This is a genomic window from Pseudoduganella sp. OTU4001, from assembly GCF_038440195.1.
Lineage (GTDB): Bacteria > Pseudomonadota > Gammaproteobacteria > Burkholderiales > Burkholderiaceae_D > Rugamonas.
In genome coordinates this window covers 17,716-41,544 of the sequence record NZ_JASATG010000004.1, presented here as the reverse complement: position 1 = coordinate 41,544, position 23,829 = coordinate 17,716, and the positions used below count along the sequence as shown (strand labels likewise).

The window sequence follows — 23,829 nt, the reverse complement described above, 5'->3', positions numbered from 1 at the left end:
CGTGCGGGGTAATTACGCCTCGCTGGTGGACTTTGCCGGCGCCGCTGCAGGCGCAGGTTCAGCTGCCGCTGGTGCGGCCGGTGCTTCGGTTTTAGGCGAACTGGCGACGCCGGTCGCCGGGGCGCTGCCGCCACGGAAATCGGTCACATACCAGCCGGTGCCTTTCAGTTGGAAGCCGGCTGCGGTCAGCTGCTTTTTAAAGGTGGATTTGCCGCAGGAAGGGCAATCCGTGAGCTGCGGATCGGAGATCTTTTGCAGCACGTCCTTGGCAAAGCCACATTCCTCGCAGCGGTAAGCGTAGATTGGCATCTATTACTCCGCAAAAAACATCAAAAACCCTGAATTATAAGCCTTTTTTCCGGCGCCAGGCCATCCAGCGCTCCTTGCCCTGGAATACGGGGATGGAGTCGGGCACCGGCTCGTCCCACTCAAGACTGAAGTAAGCACTCATTAACTGCGCCAGCTGCTGCCGGTCGGCGCCGAATGGCGGCCCCTTGGGATTGTCGTCGAAGAAGAAGTAGCCTAGCAGGAGGCCGTCTTCCGGCAACAGCGCGGCCCAGCGCTGGACCACGCGCGGCCACATATCGCGCGGCATGGCGCATAGGAAGGCGCGTTCGTAGATCAGGCCGGGCGCGGCGTCGAAGGTGAAGAAATCGGCTTCCACCACGTGTGCGCGCCATTTGCCGACACTCTGTTGCGCCGCAACAACGGCGGAGGGGGAGAAGTCGATGGCGGTGGCGTTGTAGCCAGCTTCGCAAAAGGCTTGCAGTTCCCAGGCGGAGCCGCAGCCTGGAATTAGAACCGGTAAACCAGGGTCAGGCCCAAGGGCCTGACCCGCACCCGCGCCTGCCGCCGACCCGGGTCCGACGGGACGGCCCAACCGGCTTGGGGCGTACCCTGGTTTACCGGGTTGAAGCCAGCCTGCCAGCTGCGCCGGCACCCCACCCCGATCCCAAGGCGTGAACTCGCCATCAAAGCGCTCATCCCAAAACCCCGGCGTGCGGGGATCGCGGTTAGAGAACTCGGGCATAAACCTGATACGCCAGTGCGCCCACCACAAACGCCCCGACAAAGAACACAAAGAACGACATCAAGCGATTGGTATGCCGCTGCTCCGCCACCAGCAGCGCCAGCAGGGCCTTGGTTTCCACATCGCGATCCGCCGCCACGGTCAGCGCCTGGTGCGCCAAACGAGGCAGCTGCGGGAAGATATGCGAATAGCGTGGCGCCTCGGCTTTGAGGCGCTCGATCAGCCCACGCCAGCCCACCTGCTCCGCCATCCAGCGCTCCAGGTAAGGCTTGGCCGTCTTCCACAAGTCCAGGTCCGGGTCCAGCTGCCGCCCCAGGCCCTCAATATTCAGCAGCGTCTTTTGCAACAGCACCAGCTGCGGCTGCACTTCCACGTTAAAGCGGCGCGAAGTCTGGAACAAGCGCAGCAGCACCTGGCCGAACGAAATGTCCTTCAGCGGACGGTCGAAGATCGGCTCACAGCAAGCGCGCACCGCCGCCTCCAGCTCGTCCACGCGGGTCTCTTTCGGCGCCCAGCCCGACTCGATATGCGCCTCCGCCACGCGCTTGTAGTCGCGGCGGAAGAAGGCCAGGAAGTTCTGCGACAGGTAATCCTTGTCGTAATCGTTCAGCGTGCCGACGATGCCGAAGTCCAGCGCGATATAGCGCCCGAAAGTCTCCGGCTCGATCGACACCAGGATATTCCCCGGATGCATATCCGCATGGAAGAAGCCGTCGCGGAACACCTGCGTGAAGAAGATCTCCACGCCATCCGACGACAGCTTTTTCAGATCCACGCCCGCCTCGATCAGGCGGTCGATCTGCGACACCGGAATGCCATGCATGCGCTCCATCACGATCACATTGCTGGAGCAGTAGTCCCAATACATCTCCGGCACCAGCAGCAGGCGCGATTCCGCGAAGTTGCGGCGCAGCTGGCTGGCGTTGGCCGCCTCGCGCATCAGGTCCAGCTCATCGTGCAGGTACTTGTCGAACTCCTGCACCACCTCCTGGATCTTGAGGCGCTTGGAATCCGCCCACAGGCGGTTGATGACGTTGGCCGCGATATGCATCAGCGCCACGTCCTCGTCGATCAGCTTCTTCATGCCCGGGCGCAGCACTTTGACCGCCACCTGGGTACCATCCTTCAGCGCCGCGAAGTGCACCTGGGCGATGGAGGCCGACGCCACCGGCACGCGCTCGAAGCGCGCGAACAATTCATCCGGGTGCGCGCCCAGCGACTCCTCGATCATGGCGATGGCCAGGTCGGAATCGAACGGCGGCACGCGGTCCTGCAGCTTGGACAGCTCGGTCACGATATCCAGCGGGAACAGGTCGCTGCGGGTCGACAGCACCTGGCCGAACTTCACGAAGATCGGCCCCAATTCCTCCAGCGCCAGGCGCAGGCGCACCGCGCGCGGCGTGGACAGCTCGCGCCAGAAGAAAACGGTATCCAGGAATTTGCTGATCCGCGGCTTGTCGAACGGCGACATGGCGATTTCGTCCAAGCCATAACGGATGGCGACGCGGGTGATCTTGAACAGGCGGAGGAATTTGCGAATCATTTATTGAGTTTTTGTTCGAGTTTTTCCAGCCGCTTGCTGGCGCGTTCCACGTCGTCGCGGAAGCGGGTCACATCGGCCGCAAAGCTTTCCGCCACCACCGGGCGGATCAACAGCGGGTTCTCGTCGAGGAAGTATTCCGCGACATTCTCGGCCACTTTACGCTGGCTGTTGCGCGCGCCCTGCACCACTGCTTTGGCGCCTTGCACCAGGCGCACGGCGGCGATCGGGCCGACCAGTTTTTCCAGGTCGTACTCGGCTTCCCAGCGCAGCGATTGCGACAGGCGTGAAATGGCATTGGCGAATTCGGCGTCGCCTTCGATCTGGACGTAGGAGAAGGCGCGCTCGCGGTTTTGCGCGATCAGCGGCAGGTCGCTCAGCTTCAGGCGGATCGTTACCGCTGCTGGCGCGTCGCTGGCCGACGCCTCCACCATGCCATCCGGCGCCACACGCAGGCGCAGCACGGCCGGGCTGGCGTCGATCACGGCGACCTTGCCGGCATGCAGCTTGAGCTCCGTGCGCGCCCAGGCTTCCTGCGCCAGCAGGTGGTTGACGGTGGCGGCTGCCGGCATACTAAGGCCGGGCAGCTTTGGCGGGAATGGAAACATATCTCGTGGGTCCAAATAAAACAAAACCGCCCCGGAAAGCCAGGGCGGTCTCGATCTTACCAGTTACTGCGCAAAATCAGGCGAGCTGCTGGATACCTGCCAGCATCCAGCCGGAGCTGCCGTTGACTGGTTTGACCAGGTTCCACACTTCCTGGAACGGTTCCGCCAGGGCATCGGCCGCCGGCTTCATGGTGCCCCAGAACTTCACGCTGGCCAGGTATTCCTTGCCATCGTTCTCAATGCCCAGCAGTTCGGCGTCGATGGTCACCACATCGGTGTACTCGGCTTGCGCGCCGCGCTCCTGGATCTGCATGCGCAGTTCAGCGAACACTTCCGGGGTGGTGAAGGTACGGATATCTTCCACGTCAGCCTTGTCCCAAGCCGCTTGCAGGCGGATGTAATTGGACTTGGCTGCGCGCAGGAAGCCAGCGGTGTCGAAATCAGCCGGCACGCCCCATGGGGTGTGCGCCGCAGCGGCAGGCGCTACTGGCGCAGCGACCGGCTGCACTGGCTGGAACGCCGCCGGCTGCTGCTGGCCCAGGCCCGAACCGATTTCCGGAGTCGAAGCGCCCTGGTTGTAGCCACCGTTATAGCCATTGCCGCTGAATGCCGCCGCCGGCTGCATGGCTGGCTTCGACTTACGACGGATCATGGAAACGATAAAGAAGATCACGCCACCGATCAGGGCCACCATCAGGATGGTGCTGATCATCGACGCCATCGCGCCGCCCAGGCCGAAGTGCGACAGCAGTGCGCCCAGGCCCAGGCCCAGCAGCGCGCCGCCGAGCAGACCCTTCCACATGCTCGGTTTCTGCACCGGAGCCGGTGCTGGCGCCGCCGCGCCCGGACGGGCTGCGGTCGGCGCAGCGGCAGGAGCAGCCGGTGCCGGCGCAGGAGCAGCCTGACGCGGCATGCTGTTCACGTTCTGCGACTGGCGGCCGAAAGACTTGCCGCCGCCCATTGGACGTGCCGACAATTCGCTCATCATGCTCACAGCGGACAGCGCAATCATTGCGCCAACCAGGAATTTCTTCATATTCATCTTTAGATGTCTCACATTTTGATGCCAGTGTGTAAAGCGGCCACACCTGCCGTCAGGTTGTAGTACTGCACGCGCTCCAGACCCGCAGCCTGCATCATGGTCTTAAGCGTTTCCTGGTCCGGATGCATGCGGATGGATTCGGCCAGGTAGCGGTAGCTCTCCGAATCGTTGGCCACCTTCTGGCCCATCCACGGCAGCACCGTGAAGGAATAAAAATCATATGGTTTCTGCAAGAGCGAATCCACTTTCGAGAATTCCAGCACCAGCAGTTTGCCGCCCGGCTTCAGCACACGACGCATTTCAGAAAGTGCAACATCCTTGTGCGTCATGTTGCGCAGGCCGAACGCCACGCTGACACGGTCAAAGTAGTTATCCGGGAACGGCAACTTTTCCGCATCACAGATCAAGGTGGGGGTGACCAGGCCCTTATTCAAGAGGCGGTCGCGGCCGACGCGCAGCATCGACTCGTTGATATCGGTCAGCCACACTTCCCCGCTCGGGCCGGCCGCCTTGGCGAAGGCCTTGGCCAGGTCGCCGGTGCCGCCGGCGATATCCAGCACTTTCATGCCCGGCCGCACAGCTGCGTTGGCAATGGTGAACGCCTTCCAGATGCGGTGCAGGCCGCCGGACAGCAGGTCGTTCATGATGTCGTATTTTGCGGCAACGGAATGGAAGACCTTGGCGACTTCCTTGACTTTTTCGTCTTCGTTGACAGTTTTATAACCGAAGTGGGTGGTGTTGGTCATAGCGAGGGTGCCTTGTAATTGCCGCATTATACATTTGTGGGCTGTCGCACAGATTTTGAAAAGACTTGTCAACCAGAATGCTCAACGAGTCGTTTTATGGCTCAGACGATTTGTCAGTCTTTAGGAGATTTCAGATGGAGCTTCAGCAAAAATTGCCCGCGGACATTTTTTTCCCGGATATCGACGAAGCCACCAAGCAGTTCATCGATGCCACCCGCGCCCAATCGCGCGCCCTGGCGTCCGCCGAGCCGCACCCAATGACCTTCAACGTTGAGGCAATCCGCCGCCTGACCCCGGAAGCCCGCGCCGCATTCCGCTACATCTGGGAACGCGAGCAGCAACGCTACGAGGAATTCCAGCGCCGCAAGCTGATGAACTAAGCATCATTTCCGGGCGGCAACTCGCTGCCCGTCTCTTGATATTTCCCAAAGCAGGCAGTTGGAGTCAGCATAGGCTGGCTCCATGCCCTGCACAATTTACCTCGACACCTCGACCCTCTGCGCCCTGGCCGACCCGCCAGCCCGCAGCGCTTATGCGCGCACCTGCCAGTCCCTCACCCGCCGCTGGTTCCGCAGCCTGCCGCACACGCTGAACCTTTGCACCTCTGAAACCGCGCTGCGCCAGATCCAGTCCGGCCCCGCACAACTTGCTTCGGCCCGTCTCACCGTGGCGGAACGCCTTCACATCCTGCCCTACTCGAAAAAATTCTATCGGAAGTCGAAACTTTTGCTGCTAGGTGGCGGTCTAAGTTCCAAGTGCCATCCGCTTGCCCATGTTGCGCATGATGCTTGAAGAGACAAGGCTTTCTCCAATTGAGTTCATCACCCCACTGCAATTACTGGAGCTGAGCTATGAAACATTACCGACTTCCCGATGACATTGAGTTTCCCGAGCTGGACGATAAAACCAAGGCGGAACTGGATGCCGCGTTTGCACGCATGGAGCGCCTTCATCCCCCCGACCCAAACGATGTGCCAGATGTTGAATTCTTTAGGCCCGAGTTCCTGCGCACCCTCCCGGCCCAAAATCGTGCCATGTACAAGTATGGCTTTTTGCAAATGGTGCGGGAGTATGAGGACTTTATGCGCAGTCACCCGGAGTTGGATAAGGATTAAGCCTCGGGTGGCGGTGCCATCAGCGGGCGGACTTCGATGGAGCCGTCGTGGGCGCTTGGGCAGCGGGCGGCCCATTTCAAAGCCTCGTCCATCGAGGCGCAGTCAATCAGGAAGTAGCCGCCAAGGGCTTCCTTGGTTTCCGCAAACGGCCCGTCCGTAAAGTGCGGCTGGTTGCGGCGGATGCGGACGGTGCGCGCGGTGCGGACGGGCGCCAGCTCGGCGCCTGAGAGCAGCACGCCGGCTTGCTGCATATCGTCCTCCAGCTGGCGGTAAGCCGCCATCACCTCGGCCAGCTGGTCAGCCGGCATGTCGTCGTAGACCTTCTCTTCGGCGTAGATCAGGATCAAGAATTGCACGATTTCCTCCTATAAAGTGGTTGGTGCAATCCTACGACGGCCCGGCATCAAGCAGTTCGACAATCGCTTATTTGACACCGTGCATCAATTTGCTGATCCTCGGTGCGCAAATAAAGAGCAACACCGCCGCCCCCGCCAGCAGCCAGAAACTGAAGGTAAAGCCACCCAGCGCCGACTGGATCGTCATACCGGTTTCGCCGCTGATATCGCTGGCCAGCAGGCCGGAGAAATTATTGCCGATGGCGGTGCTGAGGAACCAGCCGCCAAACGCCAGGCCCGCCTTCTCGCTGGGCACCAGCTTGCTGACCATCGACAGCCCAATCGGCGACAGGCACAACTCGCCGATGGTTTGCAGCGCATAGCAGGCGATCAGGGTCCAGAACGGGATCAGGCCACGGCTATCCACCAGCCGGGTCAACGCGAACATCAGCACCGCAAAGCCCAGCGCATTGCCCAGTAAACCAAGGGCAAACTTGCGCGGGATCGACGGCTCCCACTGGCGCGCCGCCAGCGCCGCCCACACCATGGTGACCAGGGGTGCGAACAATACGATCACACCGGAATTCAGCGACTGGAACCACGCCACGCGCAGCTCAAAGCCATCGAACACCTGCCGGTCGACGATATTCTGGGCCAGGAAGTTGAACGAACTGCCGGCCTGCTCGAAGAACATGAAGAAAATAACGTTAAAGGCAAACATCAGCAGCATGGCGATGACACGCTGGCGCGCCACGCTGCCGTGCTTCGCCGCGGCCAGGTACAGGTTGACCGCCAGCCCGCAGAACAAGGCCAGCAGCACCCAGGCCAGGGTGGCGGCAGGCACATACTCGAGCAACAGGTAGACCGGCAGGATGGCGGCCAGCGCACCTGCCACCACCAGCGCGGTCTTGCGGCCGTTGCCCGGCGCCGGCGGCAAGCTGCCCAGCCCCTGCAACTGGCGACGCCCCAGCTGGAACCACAAAAAGCTGAGCAGCATGCCGACACCGGCGGCGGCAAACACCATCCGGTAATTGAGCAGCGGCGAAGTGCCGGTGGCAAGACTGGCCAGCCAGTGTGTGACCAGCGGCGAAACCATGCCGCCCAGGTTGATCCCCATGTAGAAGATGCTGAAGCCCCGGTCGCGGCGTGGATCACCGGCCGGGTAGATCTTGCCGACCAGGGTAGAGATATTCGGCTTGAACAGGCCATTGCCGACAATGACCGTGGCCAGCCCCGCCAGGAACAGCGGCTGGCTGGGCAGCATGATCATGAACAGGCCGGCGCTCATGATCAACGCTCCCGCCAGGATCGAGCGCTGGTAGCCGATCAGGCGGTCGGCGACGTAGCCGCCAAAGATGGCGCTGGCGTACACCAGCGCGAGGTAGGCGCCATAGGTCTTCGAAGCTGCGGCCTGGCCGCTGGCGGCGCCCTGGAAGAATTCCGCCACGATGTATAGCGTGAGCGCCCAGCGGATGCCATAGAACGCAAAGCGTTCCCAGAATTCCGCCATGAAGAGCATCCATAACGGGCGCGGATGGCCCCATAGCGTCGGGTAGTCCGGCTCGGCGGAAAGCATCGCGTGATCGACGCGCGGCGCAGTGGTGGTCATAGGTCTCCTGATGGTTGTTTTTTAACCATTATCAGGAAAAGGCCGCGTCGAATGGACGGCTTATGCCTTTTTGACCGGGTTTCCCGGCATTCGGCGCACAGCCGGGCCGGGATGGAGATTAGTGGTGGTGGCCGCAGCCGCCTGCTTTGGCAGGGCCGCCGGGCAGGACGGTGCCAGGTTCGCGGCCGGAGTCGCCAGGGAAACCGGCGGCTTCCAGGCGCTTCAGGTAGTCGGCCCAGTGGTGCTCCTGGCGGGCGCCCAGGTCGTACAGGTAATCCCAGGTGTAGAGGCCGGAATTGTGGCCATCGTCAAAAGTCGGTTTGACGGCGTAGTTGCCGACCGGCTCGAGATTCGTCATGGCGACGTCGCGCTTGCCGACTTGCAGCACTTCCTGGCCTGGGCCGTGGCCTTTCACTTCCGCCGATGGCGAATACACGCGCAGCAACTCGAAGGGAATGTCGAAACTCGCCCCATCGTCGAAGGCGATTTCGAGGTAGCGCGATTTGCTGTGGACGGTCAGGCCGGTTGGGTTCTTCATTTCAGGTTCTCGATGATGGCCGCGCGCAGAGCCGGCAGCAATGCCGCACGCGCTGCGATGGCCGCCTCGTCGTGCTCGCGCTGTTTCGCGCCCCAGGTCGGGTTCGGGAAGTGCGCGTCGTCAGTGTAGCGCGGGATCACGTGCCAGTGCACGTGGGGCGTCATATTGCCGAAGCTGGCGACGTTGATCTTGTGCGGCGACATGGTCGCACGCTGCGCCTGCTCGACCGCCCAGACGGTCTGCATGACGTGGTCGCGCTCCGCCGGCGACAGGTCGGTCATCTCGCGCACATGGTCGTGCCAGACGACGCGGGTGAAACCGGGATAGCCCGGCTCGTCGACGGCGACCACCGCCAGGCGCTCATCGCGCCACACCAGCACTTCGGCAGGCGGCGCGGCCAGCAGTTTGCACAGGTCGCAGTTCGCCGTCATACCAGCACCCTTTCGATACCGCCGTCATTGGCGCGCGCCACGTAATCCACCAGCCAGTTCTCGCCCAGCTTGTGGCGCGCGATCTCGACCACGATGTAATCGGCCGTGGTGCCGGAATCGTCGTTGTAGCGGCTCAGGCCCTGCATGCAGGACGGGCAGGACGTCAGGATCTTGACGTCGCCCTTGAAGCCGTCTGCGCGCAGCTTATCCGCGCCCGCGACCATCTCCTGCTCCTTGCGGAAGCGCACCTGGGTCGAAATATCCGGACGCGCGGCAGCGAAGGTGCCCGACTCGCCGCAGCAGCGGTCGTTCTTCTCGATCTTCACGTTATCCACGGTGGAGACCAGCGCATTCACCGTCTTCAGCGGGTCCTGCTGCTTCATCGGCGTGTGGCAAGGGTCGTGGTACATGTAACGGGTACCGGTTACGCCCTCCAGCTTGACGCCCTTCTCCAGCAAGTACTCGTGGATATCCATGATGCGGCAGCCCGGGAAGATCTTCTCGAACTCATAGGTCGCCAGCTGGTCGTAGCAGGTGCCGCAAGACACCACCACGGTCTTGATATCCAGGTAGTTCAGCGTATTCGCCATGCGGTGGAAGAGGACGCGGTTATCCGTCATCATCTTCTCCGCCTTGTCGTAGTCGCCCGAACCGCGCTGCGGATAGCCGCAGCACAGGTAGCCCGGTGGCAGCACGGTCTGCACGCCCACATCCCACAGCATGGCCTGCGTCGCCAGGCCCACCTGCGAGAACAGGCGCTCCGAACCGCAGCCCGGGAAGTAGAACACCGCCTCGCTATTGGCGTTGGTCTTCTTCGGATCGCGGATGATCGGGATCATCTTGTTGTCTTCGATGTCCAGCAGCGCACGCGCGGTCTTCTTCGGCAGGTTGCCCGGCATCTTCTTGTTCACGAAGTGGATCACCTGCTCGCGCACGGCCGGCTTGCCCACCGATGGCGGCGGCGCCTTGGTCTGCTTGCGCGCCACGGCCTTGAACACTTCATGGCCCAGGCGCTGGGCCTTGTAGCCCCAGCCGATCATGGTCTGGCGCGTGGCCTGGATAGTCGCCGGGTCGGACGCGTTCAGGAAGAACATGGCCGCGCGCTTGCCCGGATTGAACGAGCGCTTGTCCATCTTGCGCAGCAGGTTGCGCATGTTCATCGACACGTCGCCGAAGTCGATATTGACCGGGCATGGCGTGGCGCACTTGTGGCACACGGTGCAGTGGTCGCTGACGTCTTCGAATTCTTCCCAGTGCCGGATCGAGATGCCGCGGCGGGTCTGCTCTTCGTACAGGAAGGCTTCGATCAGGGCCGAAGTGGCGAGGATCTTGTCGCGCGGCGAGTACAGCAGGTTGGCGCGCGGCACGTGGGTCGAGCACACCGGCTTGCACTTGCCGCAGCGCAGGCAGTCCTTGACGCTGTTGGCGATTTCGCCGATATCGCTTTGCTGCATGATCAGCGATTCGTGGCCCATCAGGCCGAATGACGGCGTGTAGGCGTTTTCCAGCGTAGCGTGCATGCCCGGCAGGTTGAGCAGCTTGCCCTTGTTGAAGCGGCCTTCAGGGTCGACGCGTTTCTTGTAATCGCGGAACTCGCTGATCTCGTCGTCGGTCAGGAATTCCAGCTTGGTGATGCCGATGCCGTGTTCGCCCGAGATCACGCCGTTCAGCGAACGCGCCAGCTTCATGATGCGCGCCACGGCCTTGTGCGCATCCTGCAGCATCTCGTAATGATCCGAGTTGACCGGCAGGTTGGTGTGCACGTTGCCGTCGCCGGCGTGCATGTGCAGCGCCACGAAAACGCGGCCATGCAGCACGCGCTTGTGGATGGCCTGCGCTTCGTCCAGGATCTGCTTGTAGGCGCCGCCGTTGAAGATATGGCGCAGCACAGCGCGGATTTCCTGCTTCCAGCTGATACGTACGGTGCGGTCTTGCGCCACGTCGAACAGGGTGGCGTTCGGCTGGCGTTGCAGGCGTTCTTCCAGCGCCGGGGCCAACGCCTCCAGGCCGTGCGACAACAGCTCCTCGCGCGCGGCCGCCAGCGGCTGGTCCAGGTTGTTCAGGATGAAGGTCCAGCGTGCATGCACCTGGTCCACCAGCGCCAGCGCTTGCGCCTGGCGGTCACCCAGCATCTCGTCGTAGCCGACCTTGTCGTCGGACGCGTCGTCGCTCTTGCCGATCGGGAGCCGGTCGGCAGCCAGGAAGCTGCGCAGCTCTTCCGCCAGCTGCAGCTTGTTCTTGATCGACAGCTCGATGTTGATGCGCTCGATGCCGTCGGTGTACTCGCCCATGCGGTTCAGCGGGATCACCACGTCTTCATTGATTTTGAAGGCGTTGGTGTGCTTCGCGATCGCCGCGGTGCGGGCGCGGTCCAGCCAGAATTTTTTGCGCGCTTCAGGGCTCACGGCCACGAAGCCTTCGCCGACGCGGGTGTTCGCCAGGCGCACCACCTCGGAGGCCGCCAGCGCCACCGCGTCTTCATCATCACCGACGATGTCGCCGAACAGCGCCATCTTCGGCAGCACGCCGCGCTTGGACTTGGTGGCATAGCCGACCGCGCGCAGGTAGCGCTCGTCCAGATGCTCCAGACCCGCCAGGCGCAGGGTCTTGAACTGTTCGCCCTGGGCCGGCAGCGAATCGAGGTAATCCTTGATCTCGACGATCGACGGGATCGCATCGCGCGCCTGGCCGAAGAACTCCAGGCAGACGGTGCGCGTGAATTTCGGCATCTTGTGCAGGATCCAGCGCGCGGAGGTGATCAGGCCATCGGTGCCCTCTTTCTGCACGCCCGGCAGGCCGGCCAGGAATTTGTCGGTAACGTCCTTGCCCAGGCCTTCCTTACGGAATTTACGGCCTTCGATTTCCAGGATCTCGGTCTTGAACGGTTCGCCCTTGGATTCGCCGCGCGCGTTCGGGTGCGTCCATTCCAGCTTGAAGCGCGCCAGCGGCGTGTCGTGGATCTTGGACAGGTTGTGGTCCAGGCGCGTGACTTCCAGCCAGTCGCCGTTCGGGTCCACCATGCGCCACGAAGCCAGGTTGTCCAGCGCGGTCCCCCACAGCACGGCCTTCTTGCCGCCCGCATTCATGGCGATATTGCCGCCGATGCAGGAGGCGTGGGCCGAAGTCGGATCGACCGCGAACACGAAGCCCGCCTTCTCGGCTGCTTCGCTGACTTTATTGGTGATGACACCCGCTTCCGAGTGGACGGTCGCGTATTCGCGGTCCAGGCCCGGCAGCACCTTCATTTCTACCGCGCCCAGCTTGAGCAGTTTTTCAGTGTTGATGACGGCCGACAGCGGCGTCAGCGGGATCGCGCCGCCGGTGTAGCCGGTGCCGCCGCCGCGCGGGATGATGGTCAGGCCAAGTTCGATACAGCCTTTCACCAGGCCGGCCATTTCGTCTTCGCTGTCCGGGGTCAGCACCACGAACGGATACTCGACGCGCCAGTCGGTGGCATCGGTCACGTGGGAGATGCGCTTCATGCCGTCGAAGCAGATATTGTGCTTCTCGGTGTACTTGCCCAGCACTTTCTGGGTGCGCTTGCGCAAGTCGTACATCTGGCGGAATTCTTCGCCGAAGTCGGCGACCGCTTTGCTGGCTGCGCGCAGCAGCTTTTCCACGTTGCCGCTGCGCTTCTGCGATTCGGCATCGGCGGCATCGACGGTGGTGCGGCGCTTATCCACTTCCGTCAGGCGGTGGTGCAGCGCGTCGATCAGCGCCTGGCGGCGCTTCGGGTTATCCAGCAGGTCGTCCTGCAGATAGGGGTTGCGGCGCACCACCCAGATATCGCCCAGCACCTCGTACAGCATGCGGGCGGAACGGCCGGTCTGGCGGGAAGCCCTCAGTTCATCCAACAACGCCCAGGACTCTTCGCCCAACAGGCGGATCACGATTTCGCGATCGGAGAACGAAGTGTAGTTATAGGGGATTTCCCGCAAGCGGGTAGGGGCGTGACCATCGGGCGATTCTGCGAGCAATGCCTGGATTTGAGCTGGTGCGTTCATTATGCGTGGACGGGGGGCTGACGCTAGGACAGAACATTCTAACTTATTGCGGCGCACAAGATGGAAACAGCCTTAGAGGGCGACGGGGTTCCGTTAACGTCAATTAGCGGAACAATATTCTGTTCACGGCACACAAAACCGTCGTTCATTTGCACATGCAGCACCCTTCAGGCCCGAAATTCTGCGACACTGCTGCTATGCGGAATCTTCTGACCATCCTCCTCTTGGCCGTGAGCGCCAGCGCCGGCGCCGCCCCAGCCGCCCCGGCCTGCGGGCCGACCGATATGTCGCTAGGCATGCTGTCGAATTTCGGCACCACCCAGCGCTATGCCGAAGCCTGCGGCGTCCCCCAATCCGCCATCGAGCGCGAGCTCACCAGCAGCGTCAAACTGCTGCGCGCCTGCCTGGAAGCCCGCGGCATACCGGCGGCCAAGCTCGACCAGACCTGGCAAAACGGCGCCAAACTCGGCGAGCAACTGCTACCGACGGCCATGCAAGACCCGGCCTTCTGCCCGCGCGTCAAAGGCGGTTTCGGCAAGGCGGGCTAGCCGCCCAGGGCATTGGCCAGCGAGCGCCAGAAGCCGTCCGGCACGAACAGCAGCAGCGACGTCATGGTCAGGTAGCGCCCCAGCTTACCGATCGCCATGTACATGACGGATGGCCAGAACGGCAGCTTCAGCCAGCCGCCCAGCGTGCAGAGCGGATCGCCGATGCCCGGCACCCACGAAAGCAGCATGGTCTTGGCCCCATAGTGGGCCAGCCAGCCGAACCAGCGGCTGGAACGTTCCTTGGTGAAGGCTTTCTTGGCGTAATAGCCGATCCAGTAATCGACAATGCCGCCCAAGGTGTTGCCCACGGTGGCGACGCCAATGGCGGGCCAGAACATGGCGGGGTTGGCTTTGCACACGGCAAAAACAGCCGGCTCCGAGCCCAAGGGCACCAGCGTGGCTGAGACAAAACTGATGATAAAGACCGAGGTGAGCCCCACTTCGGGCGCCGCGATCAGGTCCAGCAGCCAGCGGATAGCGTTTTCAATCATGGCTCAATTATAATCATCCATACCAAGCCCAAAGCACGTTAGGCACTTTAGACATCCTGCGACCCGCATACCCGCGGCGTAGGCGTGCACCCACCCTCGGTTACCCGCCGTTGACAGTCTTTGCACCACTCTTATTCCTTTGCAAATTATGACTATCGACTACCTGAAGAAAATCCTGACCTCCCGCGTCTATGACGTGGCCCATGAAACCCCGCTGGAACTGGCTCCGATTCTGTCGCAGCGAATCGGCAACCAGATTTACTTCAAGCGCGAGGACATGCAGGACGTCTTTAGCTTCAAGGTACGCGGCGCTTACAACAAGATGGCGAATCTGAGCGACGCGCAATTGAAGCGCGGCGTCATTTGCGCCTCCGCAGGCAACCATGCGCAGGGCGTTGCCCTGTCGGCAGCCAAACTTGGTTGCCGCGCCCTGATCGTGATGCCGGCCACCACCCCGCTGCTGAAAGTGGAATCCGTGCGCCGCCGCGGCGGCTCCAGCGTGGAAGTGGTGCTGCACGGCGAGTCCTATACCGACGCCTATAACCACGCCCTGCAGCTTGAAAAAGAGCAGAAGCTGACTTTCGTGCATCCGTTCGACGATCCGGAAGTGATCGCCGGCCAGGGCACGATTGCCATGGAAATCCTGCGCCAGCATTCCGGCCCGATCCACGCGATCTTCGTGCCGATCGGCGGCGGCGGGCTGATTGCCGGCGTTGCTGCTTATGTGAAGCAGCTGCGTCCTGATATCAAGGTGATCGGCGTGCAGACCATGGATTCGGATGCCATGGGCCGCTCGCTGAAGGCGGGTGAGCGCATTACGCTGACCGATGTCGGCCTGTTTGCGGACGGCACCGCGGTGCGTCTGGTGGGCGAGGAAACCTTCCGCCTGGCGAAGCAGTTCGTCGATGAAGTGATCGTGGTCGATACCGATGCAATCTGCGCGGCGATCAAGGATGTGTTCACCGATACGCGTTCGATCCTGGAGCCTTCCGGCGCGCTGGCAGTGGCCGGCGCCAAGGCCTATGTGGAGCGCGCGGAGATGGGCAAGTATCCGGTGCAGGGCGAGACCCTGGTCACCGTGTGCAGCGGCGCCAATATGAACTTCGACCGCCTGCGCTTTGTGGCGGAGCGTGCGGAGCTGGGCGAAGCGCGCGAGGCGGTGTTTGCGGTGACCATTCCGGAGCAGCGCGGCAGCTTCAAGCGCTTCTGCAGCCTGGTGGGCGCGCGCAATGTGACCGAGTTCAATTACCGCATTAGCGATAAGGAAGAGGCCCACGTGTTTGTGGGCGTGCAGATTGCAGACCGTAGCGAATCGTCCGCCATTGCACGGCGGTTTGAGGAGCACGAGTTCCGGACGCTCGACTTGACCCATGATGAACTGGCCAAGTCGCACCTGCGCCACCTGGTGGGCGGCAAGAGCGAGCTGGCGAAGGATGAATTGCTGTACCGTTTTGAGTTCCCGGAGCGTCCGGGCGCGCTGATGCGGTTCCTGGATTCGATGGAGCCGGAGTGGAATATCTCGCTGTGCCATTACCGCTCGCAAGGCGGCGACGTGGGGCGCATCCTGATTGGCTTGCAGGTGCCGCAGCAGGATATGGACAAGTTTGCGCAGTTCCTGGCGACCTTGGGCTACCGCTATTGGGATGAGTCGCAGAATCCGGTGTACAAGCTGTTCCTCTAAAACCGGTAAACCTGGGTCTGACCCAAGGGTCAGACCCTGTCTGCGGAGCGGCCAACGGGTTGGTTGTGCGCCTTTGATCTAGTAGCTTTGAGACCCAGATTTACCGGTTTCAGGTAAACTCCCGGGCATGAACCTCCCAGAACACTCCCCCCTCGGCAAAACCTCCGCCTACCGCACCGACTACGCGCCGGAACTGCTGTTCCCGATCCCGCGCCAGGGCAAGCGCGACGAATTAGGCCTGCAAGGCACCCTGCCCTTCTTTGGGGTGGATATCTGGAACGGCTACGAGCTGTCCTGGCTGAACATGCGCGGCAAGCCGCAAGTGGCGGTGGCCCGCTTCAGCATCCCGGCCGATTCGCCCAACTTGATCGAATCGAAATCTTTCAAGCTTTACCTTAATTCCTTCAACCAGACCAAACTGGCCGGCCCCGACGCGCTGAAAATCCTGCTGCAGCAAGACTTGTCCGCCGCCGCCGGCGCCAATGTGCACGTCACCCTGACCATGCAGGAAGACTTTGCCAAACTGGAAATGGGTGAGCTGGAAGGCCAGTTGCTGGACCGCCTGGATATCGATGTCGACAACTATTCGCCGCAGCCAGAAACCCTGAAAGCCAACTTCGACGAACTGCCAGTAGAGGAAACCCTGGTTTCCCACCTGCTCAAGTCGAATTGCCTGGTGACCGGCCAGCCCGACTGGGGCAGCGTGCAGATCAGCTACTACGGCCCGCAGATCGACCAGGAAAGCCTGCTCAAGTACCTGATCGGCTTCCGCGAACATAACGAATTCCACGAGCAGTGCGTCGAACGTATCTTTACGGACATCTTGCGCCAGTGCAAACCTCAACATTTGACGGTTTATGCCCGATATACCCGTAGAGGCGGCCTTGATATCAACCCATGGCGCACCAACTTTAGTAGTGCACAGCGGCCGCCCAACCTGCGCAACGCCCGCCAGTAAAACTCTTTGCCGCGAAGAAACATTAAATGAATTTCGAGTTACACGGCTGAGAAACAGGCCTATAATGCGCTCGCAAAGCACATCAATGTCGCGTCATGAATAACCTGAGCAAAATCCTTTCGCTAGAGAACGTCCAGCTCGATCTGGAAGTCTCCAGTAAAAAGCGCGCGTTCGAGCAAGCCGGCCTCATATTTGAGAACAATTGCGGCATTGCCCGATCCACCGTATCCGACAACCTGTTCGCACGTGAGCGGCTGGGCTCTACCGGCCTGGGCCACGGCGTCGCGGTGCCGCACGGGCGCATCAAGGGTTCCAAGAGCCTGAAGTCGCCATTGGCCGCCTTCGTGCGCCTGGCCGAACCGATTCCGTTCGAATCGCCGGACGGCAAACCGGTCAACCTGCTGTTCTTCCTGCTCATTCCTGACCATGTGACGCAGCAGCACCTCGAAATCCTGTCCGAAATCGCGGAAATGTTCTCGGACGACGCTGTCCGTACCGCCCTGACGGAAGATCCTGATCCGAAATCGGTCTACAGCCGCATCGTCAACTGGCAGCCTAGCCTGCAAGCGGCGAGTTAAGCCATGCTGCAAACGCCGCTGACGATCCAGAGACTGTACGACGACAATCGCGAAACCCTGCAACTGGGATGGTTCGCCGGCTTCCCCGGCGGCGAGCGCCTGATCTCCGGCGACGTGGCATCCGCGGCCGACCAGGTCGGCCACCTGAATACCATCCACCCTGGCCGTATCCAGGTGTTCGGCCACCAGGAAATCAATTACTACCAGCGCCTGAAGTCGCTGACGCGCGCCCATGTGATCGGTGAACTGATCGCGGGCGGCCCGCCGGCGCTGATCATCGCGCAGGGTCTTGAGACGCCGCCGGACATCCTGGCGATCTGCGACGAAAAGAATATCCCGCTGTTTTCGACCCCGCTGCCTGCGGCGCAGGTGATCGACTTCCTGCGCGTGTATTTGTCCAAGAAGCTGGCGCAACGCATCATCATGCACGGCGTGTTCATGGACGTGCTGGGCGTGGGTGTGCTGATTACCGGCGACTCCGGCCTCGGCAAATCCGAGCTGGGCCTGGAACTGATTTCGCGCTCGCACGGCCTGGTGGCTGACGATGCGGTGGAATTCGCGCGCATCGCGCCGAACATGATTGAAGGCCGCTGCCCGCCGCTGCTGCAAAACCTGCTGGAAGTGCGCGGCCTGGGCCTGCTGGACATCAAGGCGATCTTCGGCGAGACCGCCGTGCGCCGCAAGATGCGCCTGAAGCTGATCGTGCACCTGGTGCGCCGCTCGGCGCTGGAAGAAGAAGTGGAACGCCTGCCGTTCCAGTTCCCGACTGAAGACGTGCTGGGCCTGCCGATCCGCAAGGTCGTGATCCCGGTGGCGGCCGGCCGCAACATCGCGGTTCTGCTGGAAGCTGCGGTGCGCAACACCATCCTCCAGCTGCGAGGCATCGATACCCTGCAAGAGTTCATGGAACGCCAGCGGCAAGCCATGAGCGGTGACTGATGGTATTATCGGCCGCATGCGAATCGTCCTCATCACCGGTATCTCCGGCTCCGGCAAATCCGTTGCGCTGAATGTGCTCGAAGACACGGGCTACTATTGCGTCGACAACCTGCCGCCGGTACTGCTGCCGGATCTGGTAGACCGCCTGGCCACCGAGGGGACGGAAGCGCTGGCGGTGGCAGTGGATGCGCGCAGCGCCTCCAATCTTGCCAGCCTGCCCGGCGAATTCCGCAAGCTGATCGAGGACGGCCATCAGGTCAAGATCATCTTCCTGACAGCAAACACGCACTCGCTGGTGGCGCGCTTTTCCGAAACCCGCCGCAGCCACCCGTTGTCGCACGAAGTGGCGCCGGGCGAAAATCCTGCCGCGCGCCGCACGCTGATCGAATGCATCGCCGAAGAACGCGAACGCCTGTCGCCAATCCAGCAACTGGGCCACGTGATCGACACGTCGGAGATGAGCGCCAACAAGCTGCGCGCCTGGATCAAGGACCTGGTGCAAAGCGAGAATGCGCCTCTGACGCTATTTTTTGAATCCTTTGCGTTCAAGCTCGGCGTGCCTTTGGATGCCGACTTTGTGTTCGACGTGCGCGCGATCCCGAATCCCTACTATGACCTGGCGCTGCGTCCTTTAAATGGCCGCGATGCGCCGGTGGTCGCCTTTCTCGATGCGCAGGAAAGCGCGGAGGAGATGTTCCAGGACATCAAAGGCTTCGTCGCCAAGTGGCTGCCGCACTTCAAGAAAGACAACCGCTCCTACCTGACCGTGGCCGTTGGCTGCACCGGCGGCCAGCATCGCTCAGTCTACATGGCCGAACGCCTGGCGCGTCATTTCGCACCTACTGAAACTGTGGTGCTGCGTCACCGCGAGCAGACATAAGCTCCGCCAGCTTGTAAGGCCCGTACCAGCGCGTGCTGTTCGCAAAACCGCCGCGCGACACTACCCACACTTCCGAGAGATCGCAGCGCATGACGGCGCTGCGCCAGGTGTTGTCCAGCATCGCTATCGGCTGCATTGCCTCGAACACGCCCTGCTGCGGCGGCAACTGCCCCGCCAGCGGTGCGGTGTGCAGCTCCAGCGCCAGCACCGCACGGTGCAGCGGCGGCTGCGCGGCACGGTCATATAGCTTTGGCACTTCAACTTTGCGCGGCTCCTTGCCGGGCTGGTTGACCGTGATCGTCTCGGTGGCCGGCTGGTATAGCGCCGCGACCTCCGGACATTGATCATACTGAGCGGTGACGAGCGCAGGTTCAGCCAAAGCAAATAGCGGCAACGCGGCAAGAGCCGCAGGCATCATTTTCTTCATGCCCTGCAGTCTAATCACTCCAAACGTAGTTGCCAATAACTTACGTCGACCCAGCGGCCGAACTTGCGGCCGACCTCCTTGAATGCGCCGACGGGCTGGAAGCCCATTTTCTCATGCAGGCCAACACTGGCCTCATTCGGCAGTGCCACGCCGCCGATCACCAGGTGCACGCCGCTTTGGCGCAGCAAATTGAACAGGTGCTGGTACAGCTTGCGTGCGTAGCCTTTGCCGCGCACGTCGCGGTGCAGGTAGATCGAGCTTTCGACGGAGAAGCGGTAGGCCGAGCGTTCCTTCCATTTGCTGGCGTAGGCGTAGCCGAGGACTTTGCCGTCCTCCTCCAGCACCAGCCAGGGCAGCTTGGATGAAATCACTTTGGTGACGCGGCTTGCCATCTCCTCCGCGCTGACTTCGGATTCCTCGAAGGTGATGGTGGTGGTGGCGACGTAGTAGTTGTAGATCGCCGCGATGGCGGCGGCATCGGCCGGGTGGGCTGAGCGTATGGTGGTCATGAGCGCTTGGGTAAAGTGGATGACCCAAGCTGTACAGCAAGATGCGGGCCAGCGTATGGCCGGCCCGCCGCACCAAATTAGTCCATCCAGTGCACCACTTCGATCGTATGCTGGTCCGGATCGGTGATCATCGTCCCAAAATAGCGCTCGTTGACGTCGGGGCGCAGGCCTGGCGTGCGCAGCGAGGTGGCGCCTTGTGCCATGGCGTTGGCGTGGAAAGCGTGCGTCGCCAGCTGCGATGGCGACTTGATGGCGATATGCCCGCGCTGGCCGATCAGCGGGGCATCGCCCTGTGCCGGATAGATGGCAAAAGCCCAGTGGCCGTCAGCGCCGAAGATGGCCTGCCCTGCGTCCTGATGCTGCACGCTGTAGCCCAGCGGCTCCAGGCAGGCTTTGTAGAATTCCACAGCGCGCGGCAGGTCGCGGGTGGCGATGGATACGTGGTCGATCATGATGCTCTCCTTTCAAACAGCGAGCGCTAATCATAAGTATCCGGGACGGAACGATTTCCCGAATTCGCAACGGGCGGCGGGAAATTTTCCCATTTGATTTATGATGGAGCCATGACGATTTCCTTACTCCTTGCCGCAGCGCTTGGCGCTGTACCACCTGCCGAAGCCGATCCGGTCTGGCAGTGCACAGCCGCGCACTATCGCGGCTTCGTCTCGCCGTCCGGCGCACGCGCGCATTGGCCGACCGTGGCGAAGCTGCCGGCGCATCTGCGGGACACCCGCCATATCCTGCTCTCGACACCTGGCATCGCGCCGGGCGGCCGCGCGCACATGATGTTTATCGACAGCGCCGCCAAGGTGGTCTACATCGTCCAAACCTCCGGCCCTGCCGATACGGAAGTCGTGTTCGGCCCCCTGCCCCCGGTGGACTGCCCAAAGGGCTGAGCCGAATCACGATGCACGTCAACCTGTCAATGGCAGCGCAGCATCGCGCTGGGCCGCTCCGGCATCCCTGCGGGTGTCGCTTTGCAGCCAGCCTGACCGATGGCAATTTACGCTGTGTGATGAGGCGGCCGAATTAGCAATTGGCGTTAATTGGCTTACTGCGTTGCGGGCAGGGATCAGCGGTATTATTGATGGCCGTGGCGACTACTCCATCGGTCCTTCGGCGAGCGAGGAGAGAGTCACCTTCTGGTGGAACCCTTCATCGACGGAGAATAACTAAATATGCAGAATCTGAGCCCGTTAAAGTCGTTTTCGATTGCAGTCTTGGCCGCCACCGTCTGGTTCGCAGTGGTGATGGTGGTATTGAACGGCAGCGAGCCATCGCCCGCTGCGCATGCCTTCATTCTGGCGGGGCCATTCATCCTGTGCGGAGCACTCCAGTTCTCGCTCACCCGCAATGCACAGTTATCGCGTGGACGCCGCGCAGTCCAGATCGGTGTGTCAGCCCTGCTCGCCCCGATACTGGCGACCACCATTGTCTGGCTGGTCTGGGTTGTCGCCCTGGGCCGCCATTAATACACCAATCAAATAACCAAAATTGCAAATTGTTTAAGTAGACAAATTCCCGCTTATCGTAGATGGCCAAACGTTCGCAATGAACAACATCACTTCGGTGAAGCCAATGGAGCAGAAACCTAGCCGAGTCGGCCCTGCAGTTCTGATCGCGCTCGGCTTAATTCCTGTACTGAATGGCGCCTATGTTGGCCTGTTTATTGCAGCAATTGGTATCGCCTGGTGGGCCATGCAAAAGACTGCCTACCACGTGATGCTGCACACCGCAGGCGGTGAAACTAGCGCTTTAAAAACCTATCAAAAGGAGTACCTTCAGAGCGTTGTGACAGCCTTGAATAACGCCATCGTCCACCGAGGCTAAAGCGTCAGCTTGGTTTCGAACTTGGAGCAGTTCATGGCGAACAGGCTCTTGACGTTGGTGACGTTGTGGTGGGAGGTGAATTCGCGGCGGGTGAAGGCGCTGTATTCTTCCATCGATTCCACCGTGACGATCAGGTGGAAGTCGAATTCGCCGGCCACTTCGTAGCAGGACATCACTTCGGGCTGCAGCCGCATGCGCTGTTCGAATTGCTTGAGGATATCGGTGTTCTGCTTCGCCAATTCAACGGAGACAAACACCGTCAGCGGGCGGCCGGCAAGCACGCGGTCGACCAGGGCGACGGCTTTCACCAGCACGCCGTCGGCGCGCAGCTTTTCGATGCGGCGCTGGCACGTGGCGACCGAGGAGTGCACGCGCTCTGCGATCTCGCGCAGGGGCGTGCTGGCATCTTCTTGCAGGACGTTGAGGATGCCGCGGTCGATCCGGTCCAGCTCCCTCATGCGAGGTGGCGCAGCGGGTGCGCCCAGGCTGGCCAGCATGGTTCGAAGAAGCGTTCCACCATCTCGGGCGTGACTTCGGCCAGCGTGGCGGGATTCCATTTCGGCTGGTTGTCCTTGTCGATCACCAGCGCGCGTACGCCTTCGAAAATCTCGCCGTGTTCGAAGTTGCGGCGCACCAGGTTGCGCTCCATGCGCAGGCAGTCGGCGACGCCCAGCGTGGCGCCGCGCTTCAACAGCTCGTGGGTCACGCACATCATCAGCGGGGAACGCAGCTCCATCGCTTTCAGGGACTTCTGCGCGAAGGGGCTGCTGTCGCCGCGCAGCGAGTCCATGATGGCGGGCACGGAGCCGGCGCCGAAGTGCTGGTCGATCAGTGCGCGCTGCTTTTCCAGTTCGCTGTCGCCGGCATAGGCATTGTGCGGACCGGCGAAGACGGCAATTGCGTCGCGCAGCGATTTGCCCGGCGTGCTTTCCAGCAGCGCGGCGAGGCCGGCCAGCTCGGTCTCGGGCACGAAGTAGTCGGCCAGGTCGAGGTAGAGCGCGTCGGCGGCGCCGACGGTCAGGCCGGTCAGGCCCAGCCACATGCCGAGCTGGCCCGGTGCGTGCGACAGGAAGTGGCTGCCGCCGACATCGGGGAACAGGCCGATATTCACTTCGGGCATGGCCATCTTGGTGCGGCCGGTGACGATGCGGACACCGCAATCCGGGCCGCCCTGGGCGATGCCCATGCCGCCGCCCATCACCACGCCATCCATCAAGGCCACATATGGCTTAGGGTAGAAGTGGATCAGGTGGTTCAGTGCGTATTCTTCGGTGAAGAAGTCTTCCAGCAGTGCGCTGCCGCCTTGGGTGCTGGCGCGGCCTACGTCGTGGAAGAAGCGGATGTCGCCGCCGGCGCACAGGGCGCGTTCGCTGGTGCTGCGCACCACCACGGCGGCGACGCTGGCGTCTTCGCGCCAGGCCAGCAGCGCCTGCGTCATCGCGCGCACCATGTCGAGGGACAGGGAATTGAGGGCTTTCGGGCGGTCCAGCGTGATGATGCCGGTGCCGTTGGTGATTTGGGTTTGGACGTGTTCGCTCATGCAAATATTTTAACGCACACTGGGCGCAAAAAAGGGCGCCAGATGCGCCCTTTGGTGTGCCTACTCTGCCAGTCCTTTACATGGCGGAGGGTGGTGCTTCGTACGTGTCCGGGAAGTGCTTGATGGCCGCGTGATTGTGGTTCTGCACACGGTCTTTGTATTTCATGACCTGGCGATCCAGTTTATCAATCAGGGTGTCGATGGCGGCGTAGAGGTCCTGCGACAGGCTTTCGACGTAAACAGTTTTGCCAGACATGCGCAGGTTGATTTCTGCTTTCTGGCGTTTCTCTTTCTCGGTGAGGTTATCTACAGTCAGGATGACAGCAATATCGATTACTTGATCGAAATGGCGCTTGACTCGTTCCAGCTTGTTTTGCACGTACTCGCGAATAGCCGGGGTCACTTCGACATGATGTCCACTGATGGTGAGATTCATACACACTCCTAAAG

The 23,829-nt window shown here is 61.7% G+C and carries 30 protein-coding genes; 12 read left to right on the top strand and 18 right to left on the bottom strand.

Features of this window, described 5'->3' with window-relative positions; translation table 11 throughout:
• Positions 1 to 12: 12 nt before the first annotated feature.
• The 6 genes from AAHE99_RS05165 to ubiE all read right to left on the bottom strand — a co-directional run bounded on the left by AAHE99_RS05165 (position 13) and on the right by ubiE (position 4,966).
• Entirely contained in the window at positions 13 to 309 is a 297-nt protein-coding gene (locus AAHE99_RS05165; RefSeq protein WP_342115123.1) for an FmdB family zinc ribbon protein, read from the bottom strand.
• Positions 310 to 343: 34 nt separating this feature from the next.
• Positions 344 to 1,030 carry a methyltransferase domain-containing protein gene (locus tag AAHE99_RS05160; RefSeq protein WP_342115121.1) on the bottom strand — a complete coding sequence of 229 codons (687 nt, stop codon included), beginning with the start codon at positions 1,028 to 1,030 and terminating at the stop codon, positions 344 to 346.
• Complete coding sequence (gene ubiB, locus AAHE99_RS05155; RefSeq protein WP_342115118.1) at positions 1,014 to 2,573, bottom strand: ubiquinone biosynthesis regulatory protein kinase UbiB; 1,560 nt, start codon at positions 2,571 to 2,573, stop codon at positions 1,014 to 1,016. Before ubiB ends, AAHE99_RS05160 begins: the two co-directional genes overlap by 17 nt.
• Entirely contained in the window at positions 2,570 to 3,178 is a 609-nt protein-coding gene (locus tag AAHE99_RS05150; RefSeq protein WP_342115116.1) for a ubiquinone biosynthesis accessory factor UbiJ, read from the bottom strand. Before AAHE99_RS05150 ends, ubiB begins: the two co-directional genes overlap by 4 nt.
• Before the next feature lie 76 nt (positions 3,179 to 3,254).
• Positions 3,255 to 4,220, bottom strand: coding sequence for a Tim44 domain-containing protein (locus AAHE99_RS05145; RefSeq protein ID WP_342115114.1), 966 nt, complete (start codon positions 4,218 to 4,220; stop codon positions 3,255 to 3,257).
• Between the two features lie 11 nt (positions 4,221 to 4,231).
• A complete protein-coding gene (ubiE, locus tag AAHE99_RS05140; RefSeq protein ID WP_342115112.1) occupies positions 4,232 to 4,966 on the bottom strand; it encodes a bifunctional demethylmenaquinone methyltransferase/2-methoxy-6-polyprenyl-1,4-benzoquinol methylase UbiE in 735 nt (244 codons plus the stop codon).
• A gap of 134 nt (positions 4,967 to 5,100) precedes the next feature.
• Between ubiE and AAHE99_RS05135 the strand changes: the two genes are divergently transcribed.
• The 3 genes from AAHE99_RS05135 to AAHE99_RS05125 all read left to right on the top strand — a co-directional run bounded on the left by AAHE99_RS05135 (position 5,101) and on the right by AAHE99_RS05125 (position 6,081).
• Positions 5,101 to 5,346: a hypothetical protein gene (locus AAHE99_RS05135; protein ID WP_342115110.1), complete on the top strand. Its 246-nt coding sequence runs from the start codon at positions 5,101 to 5,103 to the stop codon at positions 5,344 to 5,346.
• An 82-nt stretch (positions 5,347 to 5,428) separates the two neighbouring features.
• Entirely contained in the window at positions 5,429 to 5,758 is a 330-nt protein-coding gene (locus AAHE99_RS05130) for a hypothetical protein (protein WP_342115108.1), read from the top strand.
• Positions 5,759 to 5,817: 59 nt separating this feature from the next.
• On the top strand, positions 5,818 to 6,081 hold the full coding sequence (locus AAHE99_RS05125; RefSeq protein WP_342115106.1) for a hypothetical protein: 264 nt from the start codon (positions 5,818 to 5,820) through the stop codon (positions 6,079 to 6,081).
• On the opposite strand, the gene AAHE99_RS05120 is transcribed toward AAHE99_RS05125, so the two are convergent.
• From AAHE99_RS05120 to AAHE99_RS05100, 5 genes are all read right to left on the bottom strand, one after another.
• The gene (locus AAHE99_RS05120; protein ID WP_342115104.1) at positions 6,078 to 6,437 is read right to left on the bottom strand and encodes a YciI family protein; all 360 of its coding nucleotides are present in this window, start codon (positions 6,435 to 6,437) and stop codon (positions 6,078 to 6,080) included. The two genes, AAHE99_RS05125 and AAHE99_RS05120, sit on opposite strands and share 4 nt — an antisense overlap.
• Before the next feature lie 67 nt (positions 6,438 to 6,504).
• Positions 6,505 to 8,025 carry a peptide MFS transporter gene (locus AAHE99_RS05115; protein ID WP_342115102.1) on the bottom strand — a complete coding sequence of 507 codons (1,521 nt, stop codon included), beginning with the start codon at positions 8,023 to 8,025 and terminating at the stop codon, positions 6,505 to 6,507.
• Positions 8,026 to 8,143: 118 nt separating this feature from the next.
• Positions 8,144 to 8,563 (bottom strand): DUF971 domain-containing protein, encoded by a 420-nt coding sequence (locus tag AAHE99_RS05110; RefSeq protein ID WP_342115098.1) that lies wholly within the window; start codon positions 8,561 to 8,563, stop codon positions 8,144 to 8,146.
• Positions 8,560 to 8,994, bottom strand: coding sequence for an HIT family protein (locus AAHE99_RS05105; protein WP_342115096.1), 435 nt, complete (start codon positions 8,992 to 8,994; stop codon positions 8,560 to 8,562). The genes AAHE99_RS05110 and AAHE99_RS05105 overlap by 4 nt, the downstream gene beginning before the upstream one ends.
• On the bottom strand, positions 8,991 to 12,998 hold the full coding sequence (locus AAHE99_RS05100; RefSeq protein WP_342115095.1) for an FAD/FMN-binding oxidoreductase: 4,008 nt from the start codon (positions 12,996 to 12,998) through the stop codon (positions 8,991 to 8,993). The genes AAHE99_RS05105 and AAHE99_RS05100 overlap by 4 nt, the downstream gene beginning before the upstream one ends.
• A 197-nt stretch (positions 12,999 to 13,195) precedes the next feature.
• Between AAHE99_RS05100 and AAHE99_RS05095 the strand changes: the two genes are divergently transcribed.
• Entirely contained in the window at positions 13,196 to 13,546 is a 351-nt protein-coding gene (locus tag AAHE99_RS05095) for a hypothetical protein (protein WP_342115094.1), read from the top strand.
• Here the strand turns inward: AAHE99_RS05095 and AAHE99_RS05090 are convergent.
• Positions 13,543 to 14,037, bottom strand: a complete 495-nt coding sequence (locus tag AAHE99_RS05090; protein ID WP_342115093.1) for a YqaA family protein — start codon at positions 14,035 to 14,037, stop codon at positions 13,543 to 13,545. The two genes, AAHE99_RS05095 and AAHE99_RS05090, sit on opposite strands and share 4 nt — an antisense overlap.
• 148 nt (positions 14,038 to 14,185) lie before the next feature.
• Between AAHE99_RS05090 and ilvA the strand changes: the two genes are divergently transcribed.
• The 5 genes from ilvA to rapZ all read left to right on the top strand — a co-directional run bounded on the left by ilvA (position 14,186) and on the right by rapZ (position 19,073).
• The gene (gene ilvA, locus AAHE99_RS05085; protein ID WP_342115092.1) at positions 14,186 to 15,718 is read left to right on the top strand and encodes a threonine ammonia-lyase, biosynthetic; all 1,533 of its coding nucleotides are present in this window, start codon (positions 14,186 to 14,188) and stop codon (positions 15,716 to 15,718) included.
• Between the two features lie 127 nt (positions 15,719 to 15,845).
• Positions 15,846 to 16,676: an NADPH-dependent 7-cyano-7-deazaguanine reductase QueF gene (gene queF / locus AAHE99_RS05080; RefSeq protein ID WP_342115090.1), complete on the top strand. Its 831-nt coding sequence runs from the start codon at positions 15,846 to 15,848 to the stop codon at positions 16,674 to 16,676.
• A gap of 95 nt (positions 16,677 to 16,771) precedes the next feature.
• Complete coding sequence (locus AAHE99_RS05075; protein ID WP_342115088.1) at positions 16,772 to 17,254, top strand: PTS sugar transporter subunit IIA; 483 nt, start codon at positions 16,772 to 16,774, stop codon at positions 17,252 to 17,254.
• A gap of 3 nt (positions 17,255 to 17,257) precedes the next feature.
• Positions 17,258 to 18,193, top strand: coding sequence for an HPr(Ser) kinase/phosphatase (hprK, locus tag AAHE99_RS05070; RefSeq protein ID WP_028101576.1), 936 nt, complete (start codon positions 17,258 to 17,260; stop codon positions 18,191 to 18,193).
• Between the two features lie 16 nt (positions 18,194 to 18,209).
• Complete coding sequence (gene rapZ / locus AAHE99_RS05065) at positions 18,210 to 19,073, top strand: RNase adapter RapZ (RefSeq protein ID WP_342115078.1); 864 nt, start codon at positions 18,210 to 18,212, stop codon at positions 19,071 to 19,073.
• On the opposite strand, the gene AAHE99_RS05060 is transcribed toward rapZ, so the two are convergent.
• The 3 genes from AAHE99_RS05060 to AAHE99_RS05050 form a co-directional block, all read right to left on the bottom strand.
• Complete coding sequence (locus tag AAHE99_RS05060; RefSeq protein WP_342115076.1) at positions 19,033 to 19,500, bottom strand: hypothetical protein; 468 nt, start codon at positions 19,498 to 19,500, stop codon at positions 19,033 to 19,035. The two genes, rapZ and AAHE99_RS05060, sit on opposite strands and share 41 nt — an antisense overlap.
• 14 nt (positions 19,501 to 19,514) lie before the next feature.
• Positions 19,515 to 20,009 carry an arsinothricin resistance N-acetyltransferase ArsN1 family B gene (locus AAHE99_RS05055; RefSeq protein ID WP_342115074.1) on the bottom strand — a complete coding sequence of 165 codons (495 nt, stop codon included), beginning with the start codon at positions 20,007 to 20,009 and terminating at the stop codon, positions 19,515 to 19,517.
• A 77-nt stretch (positions 20,010 to 20,086) separates the two neighbouring features.
• Entirely contained in the window at positions 20,087 to 20,461 is a 375-nt protein-coding gene (locus AAHE99_RS05050) for a VOC family protein (protein WP_342115072.1), read from the bottom strand.
• A 111-nt stretch (positions 20,462 to 20,572) separates the two neighbouring features.
• Here AAHE99_RS05050 and AAHE99_RS05045 point away from each other — a divergent pair, with 111 nt between their 5' ends.
• From AAHE99_RS05045 to AAHE99_RS05035, 3 genes are all read left to right on the top strand, one after another.
• Positions 20,573 to 20,905: a hypothetical protein gene (locus tag AAHE99_RS05045; RefSeq protein ID WP_342115070.1), complete on the top strand. Its 333-nt coding sequence runs from the start codon at positions 20,573 to 20,575 to the stop codon at positions 20,903 to 20,905.
• A gap of 282 nt (positions 20,906 to 21,187) precedes the next feature.
• Positions 21,188 to 21,481 (top strand): hypothetical protein, encoded by a 294-nt coding sequence (locus AAHE99_RS05040; protein WP_342115068.1) that lies wholly within the window; start codon positions 21,188 to 21,190, stop codon positions 21,479 to 21,481.
• Between the two features lie 55 nt (positions 21,482 to 21,536).
• The gene (locus tag AAHE99_RS05035; RefSeq protein WP_342115471.1) at positions 21,537 to 21,839 is read left to right on the top strand and encodes a DUF6232 family protein; all 303 of its coding nucleotides are present in this window, start codon (positions 21,537 to 21,539) and stop codon (positions 21,837 to 21,839) included.
• On the opposite strand, the gene AAHE99_RS05030 is transcribed toward AAHE99_RS05035, so the two are convergent.
• The 3 genes from AAHE99_RS05030 to hpf form a co-directional block, all read right to left on the bottom strand.
• Positions 21,836 to 22,336, bottom strand: coding sequence for an Lrp/AsnC family transcriptional regulator (locus AAHE99_RS05030; RefSeq protein WP_342115066.1), 501 nt, complete (start codon positions 22,334 to 22,336; stop codon positions 21,836 to 21,838). The genes AAHE99_RS05035 and AAHE99_RS05030 overlap by 4 nt on opposite strands.
• Positions 22,294 to 23,379, bottom strand: a complete 1,086-nt coding sequence (locus tag AAHE99_RS05025; RefSeq protein WP_342115064.1) for an enoyl-CoA hydratase/isomerase family protein — start codon at positions 23,377 to 23,379, stop codon at positions 22,294 to 22,296. Before AAHE99_RS05025 ends, AAHE99_RS05030 begins: the two co-directional genes overlap by 43 nt.
• Positions 23,380 to 23,455: 76 nt before the next feature.
• Entirely contained in the window at positions 23,456 to 23,815 is a 360-nt protein-coding gene (gene hpf, locus AAHE99_RS05020) for a ribosome hibernation-promoting factor, HPF/YfiA family (RefSeq protein WP_342115062.1), read from the bottom strand.
• Positions 23,816 to 23,829: the final 14 nt, after the last annotated feature.

What these genes read in the sequence shown, in the direction of transcription:
- hpf (WP_342115062.1), bottom strand. Translation starts at nt 23,815, where the DNA reads ATGAATCTCACCATCAGTGGACATCATGTCGAAGTGACCCCGGCTATT.
- ilvA (WP_342115092.1), top strand. Translation starts at nt 14,186, where the DNA reads ATGACTATCGACTACCTGAAGAAAATCCTGACCTCCCGCGTCTATGAC.
- AAHE99_RS05135 (WP_342115110.1), top strand. Translation starts at nt 5,101, where the DNA reads ATGGAGCTTCAGCAAAAATTGCCCGCGGACATTTTTTTCCCGGATATC.
- AAHE99_RS05025 (WP_342115064.1), bottom strand. Translation starts at nt 23,379, where the DNA reads ATGAGCGAACACGTCCAAACCCAAATCACCAACGGCACCGGCATCATC.
- AAHE99_RS05095 (WP_342115094.1), top strand. Translation starts at nt 13,196, where the DNA reads ATGCGGAATCTTCTGACCATCCTCCTCTTGGCCGTGAGCGCCAGCGCC.
- AAHE99_RS05055 (WP_342115074.1), bottom strand. Translation starts at nt 20,009, where the DNA reads ATGACCACCATACGCTCAGCCCACCCGGCCGATGCCGCCGCCATCGCG.
- rapZ (WP_342115078.1), top strand. Translation starts at nt 18,210, where the DNA reads ATGCGAATCGTCCTCATCACCGGTATCTCCGGCTCCGGCAAATCCGTT.
- hprK (WP_028101576.1), top strand. Translation starts at nt 17,258, where the DNA reads ATGCTGCAAACGCCGCTGACGATCCAGAGACTGTACGACGACAATCGC.
- ubiE (WP_342115112.1), bottom strand. Translation starts at nt 4,966, where the DNA reads ATGACCAACACCACCCACTTCGGTTATAAAACTGTCAACGAAGACGAA.
- AAHE99_RS05090 (WP_342115093.1), bottom strand. Translation starts at nt 14,037, where the DNA reads ATGATTGAAAACGCTATCCGCTGGCTGCTGGACCTGATCGCGGCGCCC.
- AAHE99_RS05145 (WP_342115114.1), bottom strand. Translation starts at nt 4,220, where the DNA reads ATGAATATGAAGAAATTCCTGGTTGGCGCAATGATTGCGCTGTCCGCT.
- AAHE99_RS05060 (WP_342115076.1), bottom strand. Translation starts at nt 19,500, where the DNA reads ATGAAGAAAATGATGCCTGCGGCTCTTGCCGCGTTGCCGCTATTTGCT.
- ubiB (WP_342115118.1), bottom strand. Translation starts at nt 2,573, where the DNA reads ATGATTCGCAAATTCCTCCGCCTGTTCAAGATCACCCGCGTCGCCATC.
- AAHE99_RS05115 (WP_342115102.1), bottom strand. Translation starts at nt 8,025, where the DNA reads ATGACCACCACTGCGCCGCGCGTCGATCACGCGATGCTTTCCGCCGAG.
- AAHE99_RS05030 (WP_342115066.1), bottom strand. Translation starts at nt 22,336, where the DNA reads ATGCTGGCCAGCCTGGGCGCACCCGCTGCGCCACCTCGCATGAGGGAG.
- AAHE99_RS05040 (WP_342115068.1), top strand. Translation starts at nt 21,188, where the DNA reads ATGCAGAATCTGAGCCCGTTAAAGTCGTTTTCGATTGCAGTCTTGGCC.
- AAHE99_RS05110 (WP_342115098.1), bottom strand. Translation starts at nt 8,563, where the DNA reads ATGAAGAACCCAACCGGCCTGACCGTCCACAGCAAATCGCGCTACCTC.
- AAHE99_RS05130 (WP_342115108.1), top strand. Translation starts at nt 5,429, where the DNA reads ATGCCCTGCACAATTTACCTCGACACCTCGACCCTCTGCGCCCTGGCC.
- AAHE99_RS05045 (WP_342115070.1), top strand. Translation starts at nt 20,573, where the DNA reads ATGACGATTTCCTTACTCCTTGCCGCAGCGCTTGGCGCTGTACCACCT.
- AAHE99_RS05160 (WP_342115121.1), bottom strand. Translation starts at nt 1,030, where the DNA reads ATGCCCGAGTTCTCTAACCGCGATCCCCGCACGCCGGGGTTTTGGGAT.
- AAHE99_RS05075 (WP_342115088.1), top strand. Translation starts at nt 16,772, where the DNA reads ATGAATAACCTGAGCAAAATCCTTTCGCTAGAGAACGTCCAGCTCGAT.
- queF (WP_342115090.1), top strand. Translation starts at nt 15,846, where the DNA reads ATGAACCTCCCAGAACACTCCCCCCTCGGCAAAACCTCCGCCTACCGC.
- AAHE99_RS05150 (WP_342115116.1), bottom strand. Translation starts at nt 3,178, where the DNA reads ATGTTTCCATTCCCGCCAAAGCTGCCCGGCCTTAGTATGCCGGCAGCC.
- AAHE99_RS05050 (WP_342115072.1), bottom strand. Translation starts at nt 20,461, where the DNA reads ATGATCGACCACGTATCCATCGCCACCCGCGACCTGCCGCGCGCTGTG.
- AAHE99_RS05105 (WP_342115096.1), bottom strand. Translation starts at nt 8,994, where the DNA reads ATGACGGCGAACTGCGACCTGTGCAAACTGCTGGCCGCGCCGCCTGCC.
- AAHE99_RS05125 (WP_342115106.1), top strand. Translation starts at nt 5,818, where the DNA reads ATGAAACATTACCGACTTCCCGATGACATTGAGTTTCCCGAGCTGGAC.
- AAHE99_RS05100 (WP_342115095.1), bottom strand. Translation starts at nt 12,998, where the DNA reads ATGAACGCACCAGCTCAAATCCAGGCATTGCTCGCAGAATCGCCCGAT.
- AAHE99_RS05165 (WP_342115123.1), bottom strand. Translation starts at nt 309, where the DNA reads ATGCCAATCTACGCTTACCGCTGCGAGGAATGTGGCTTTGCCAAGGAC.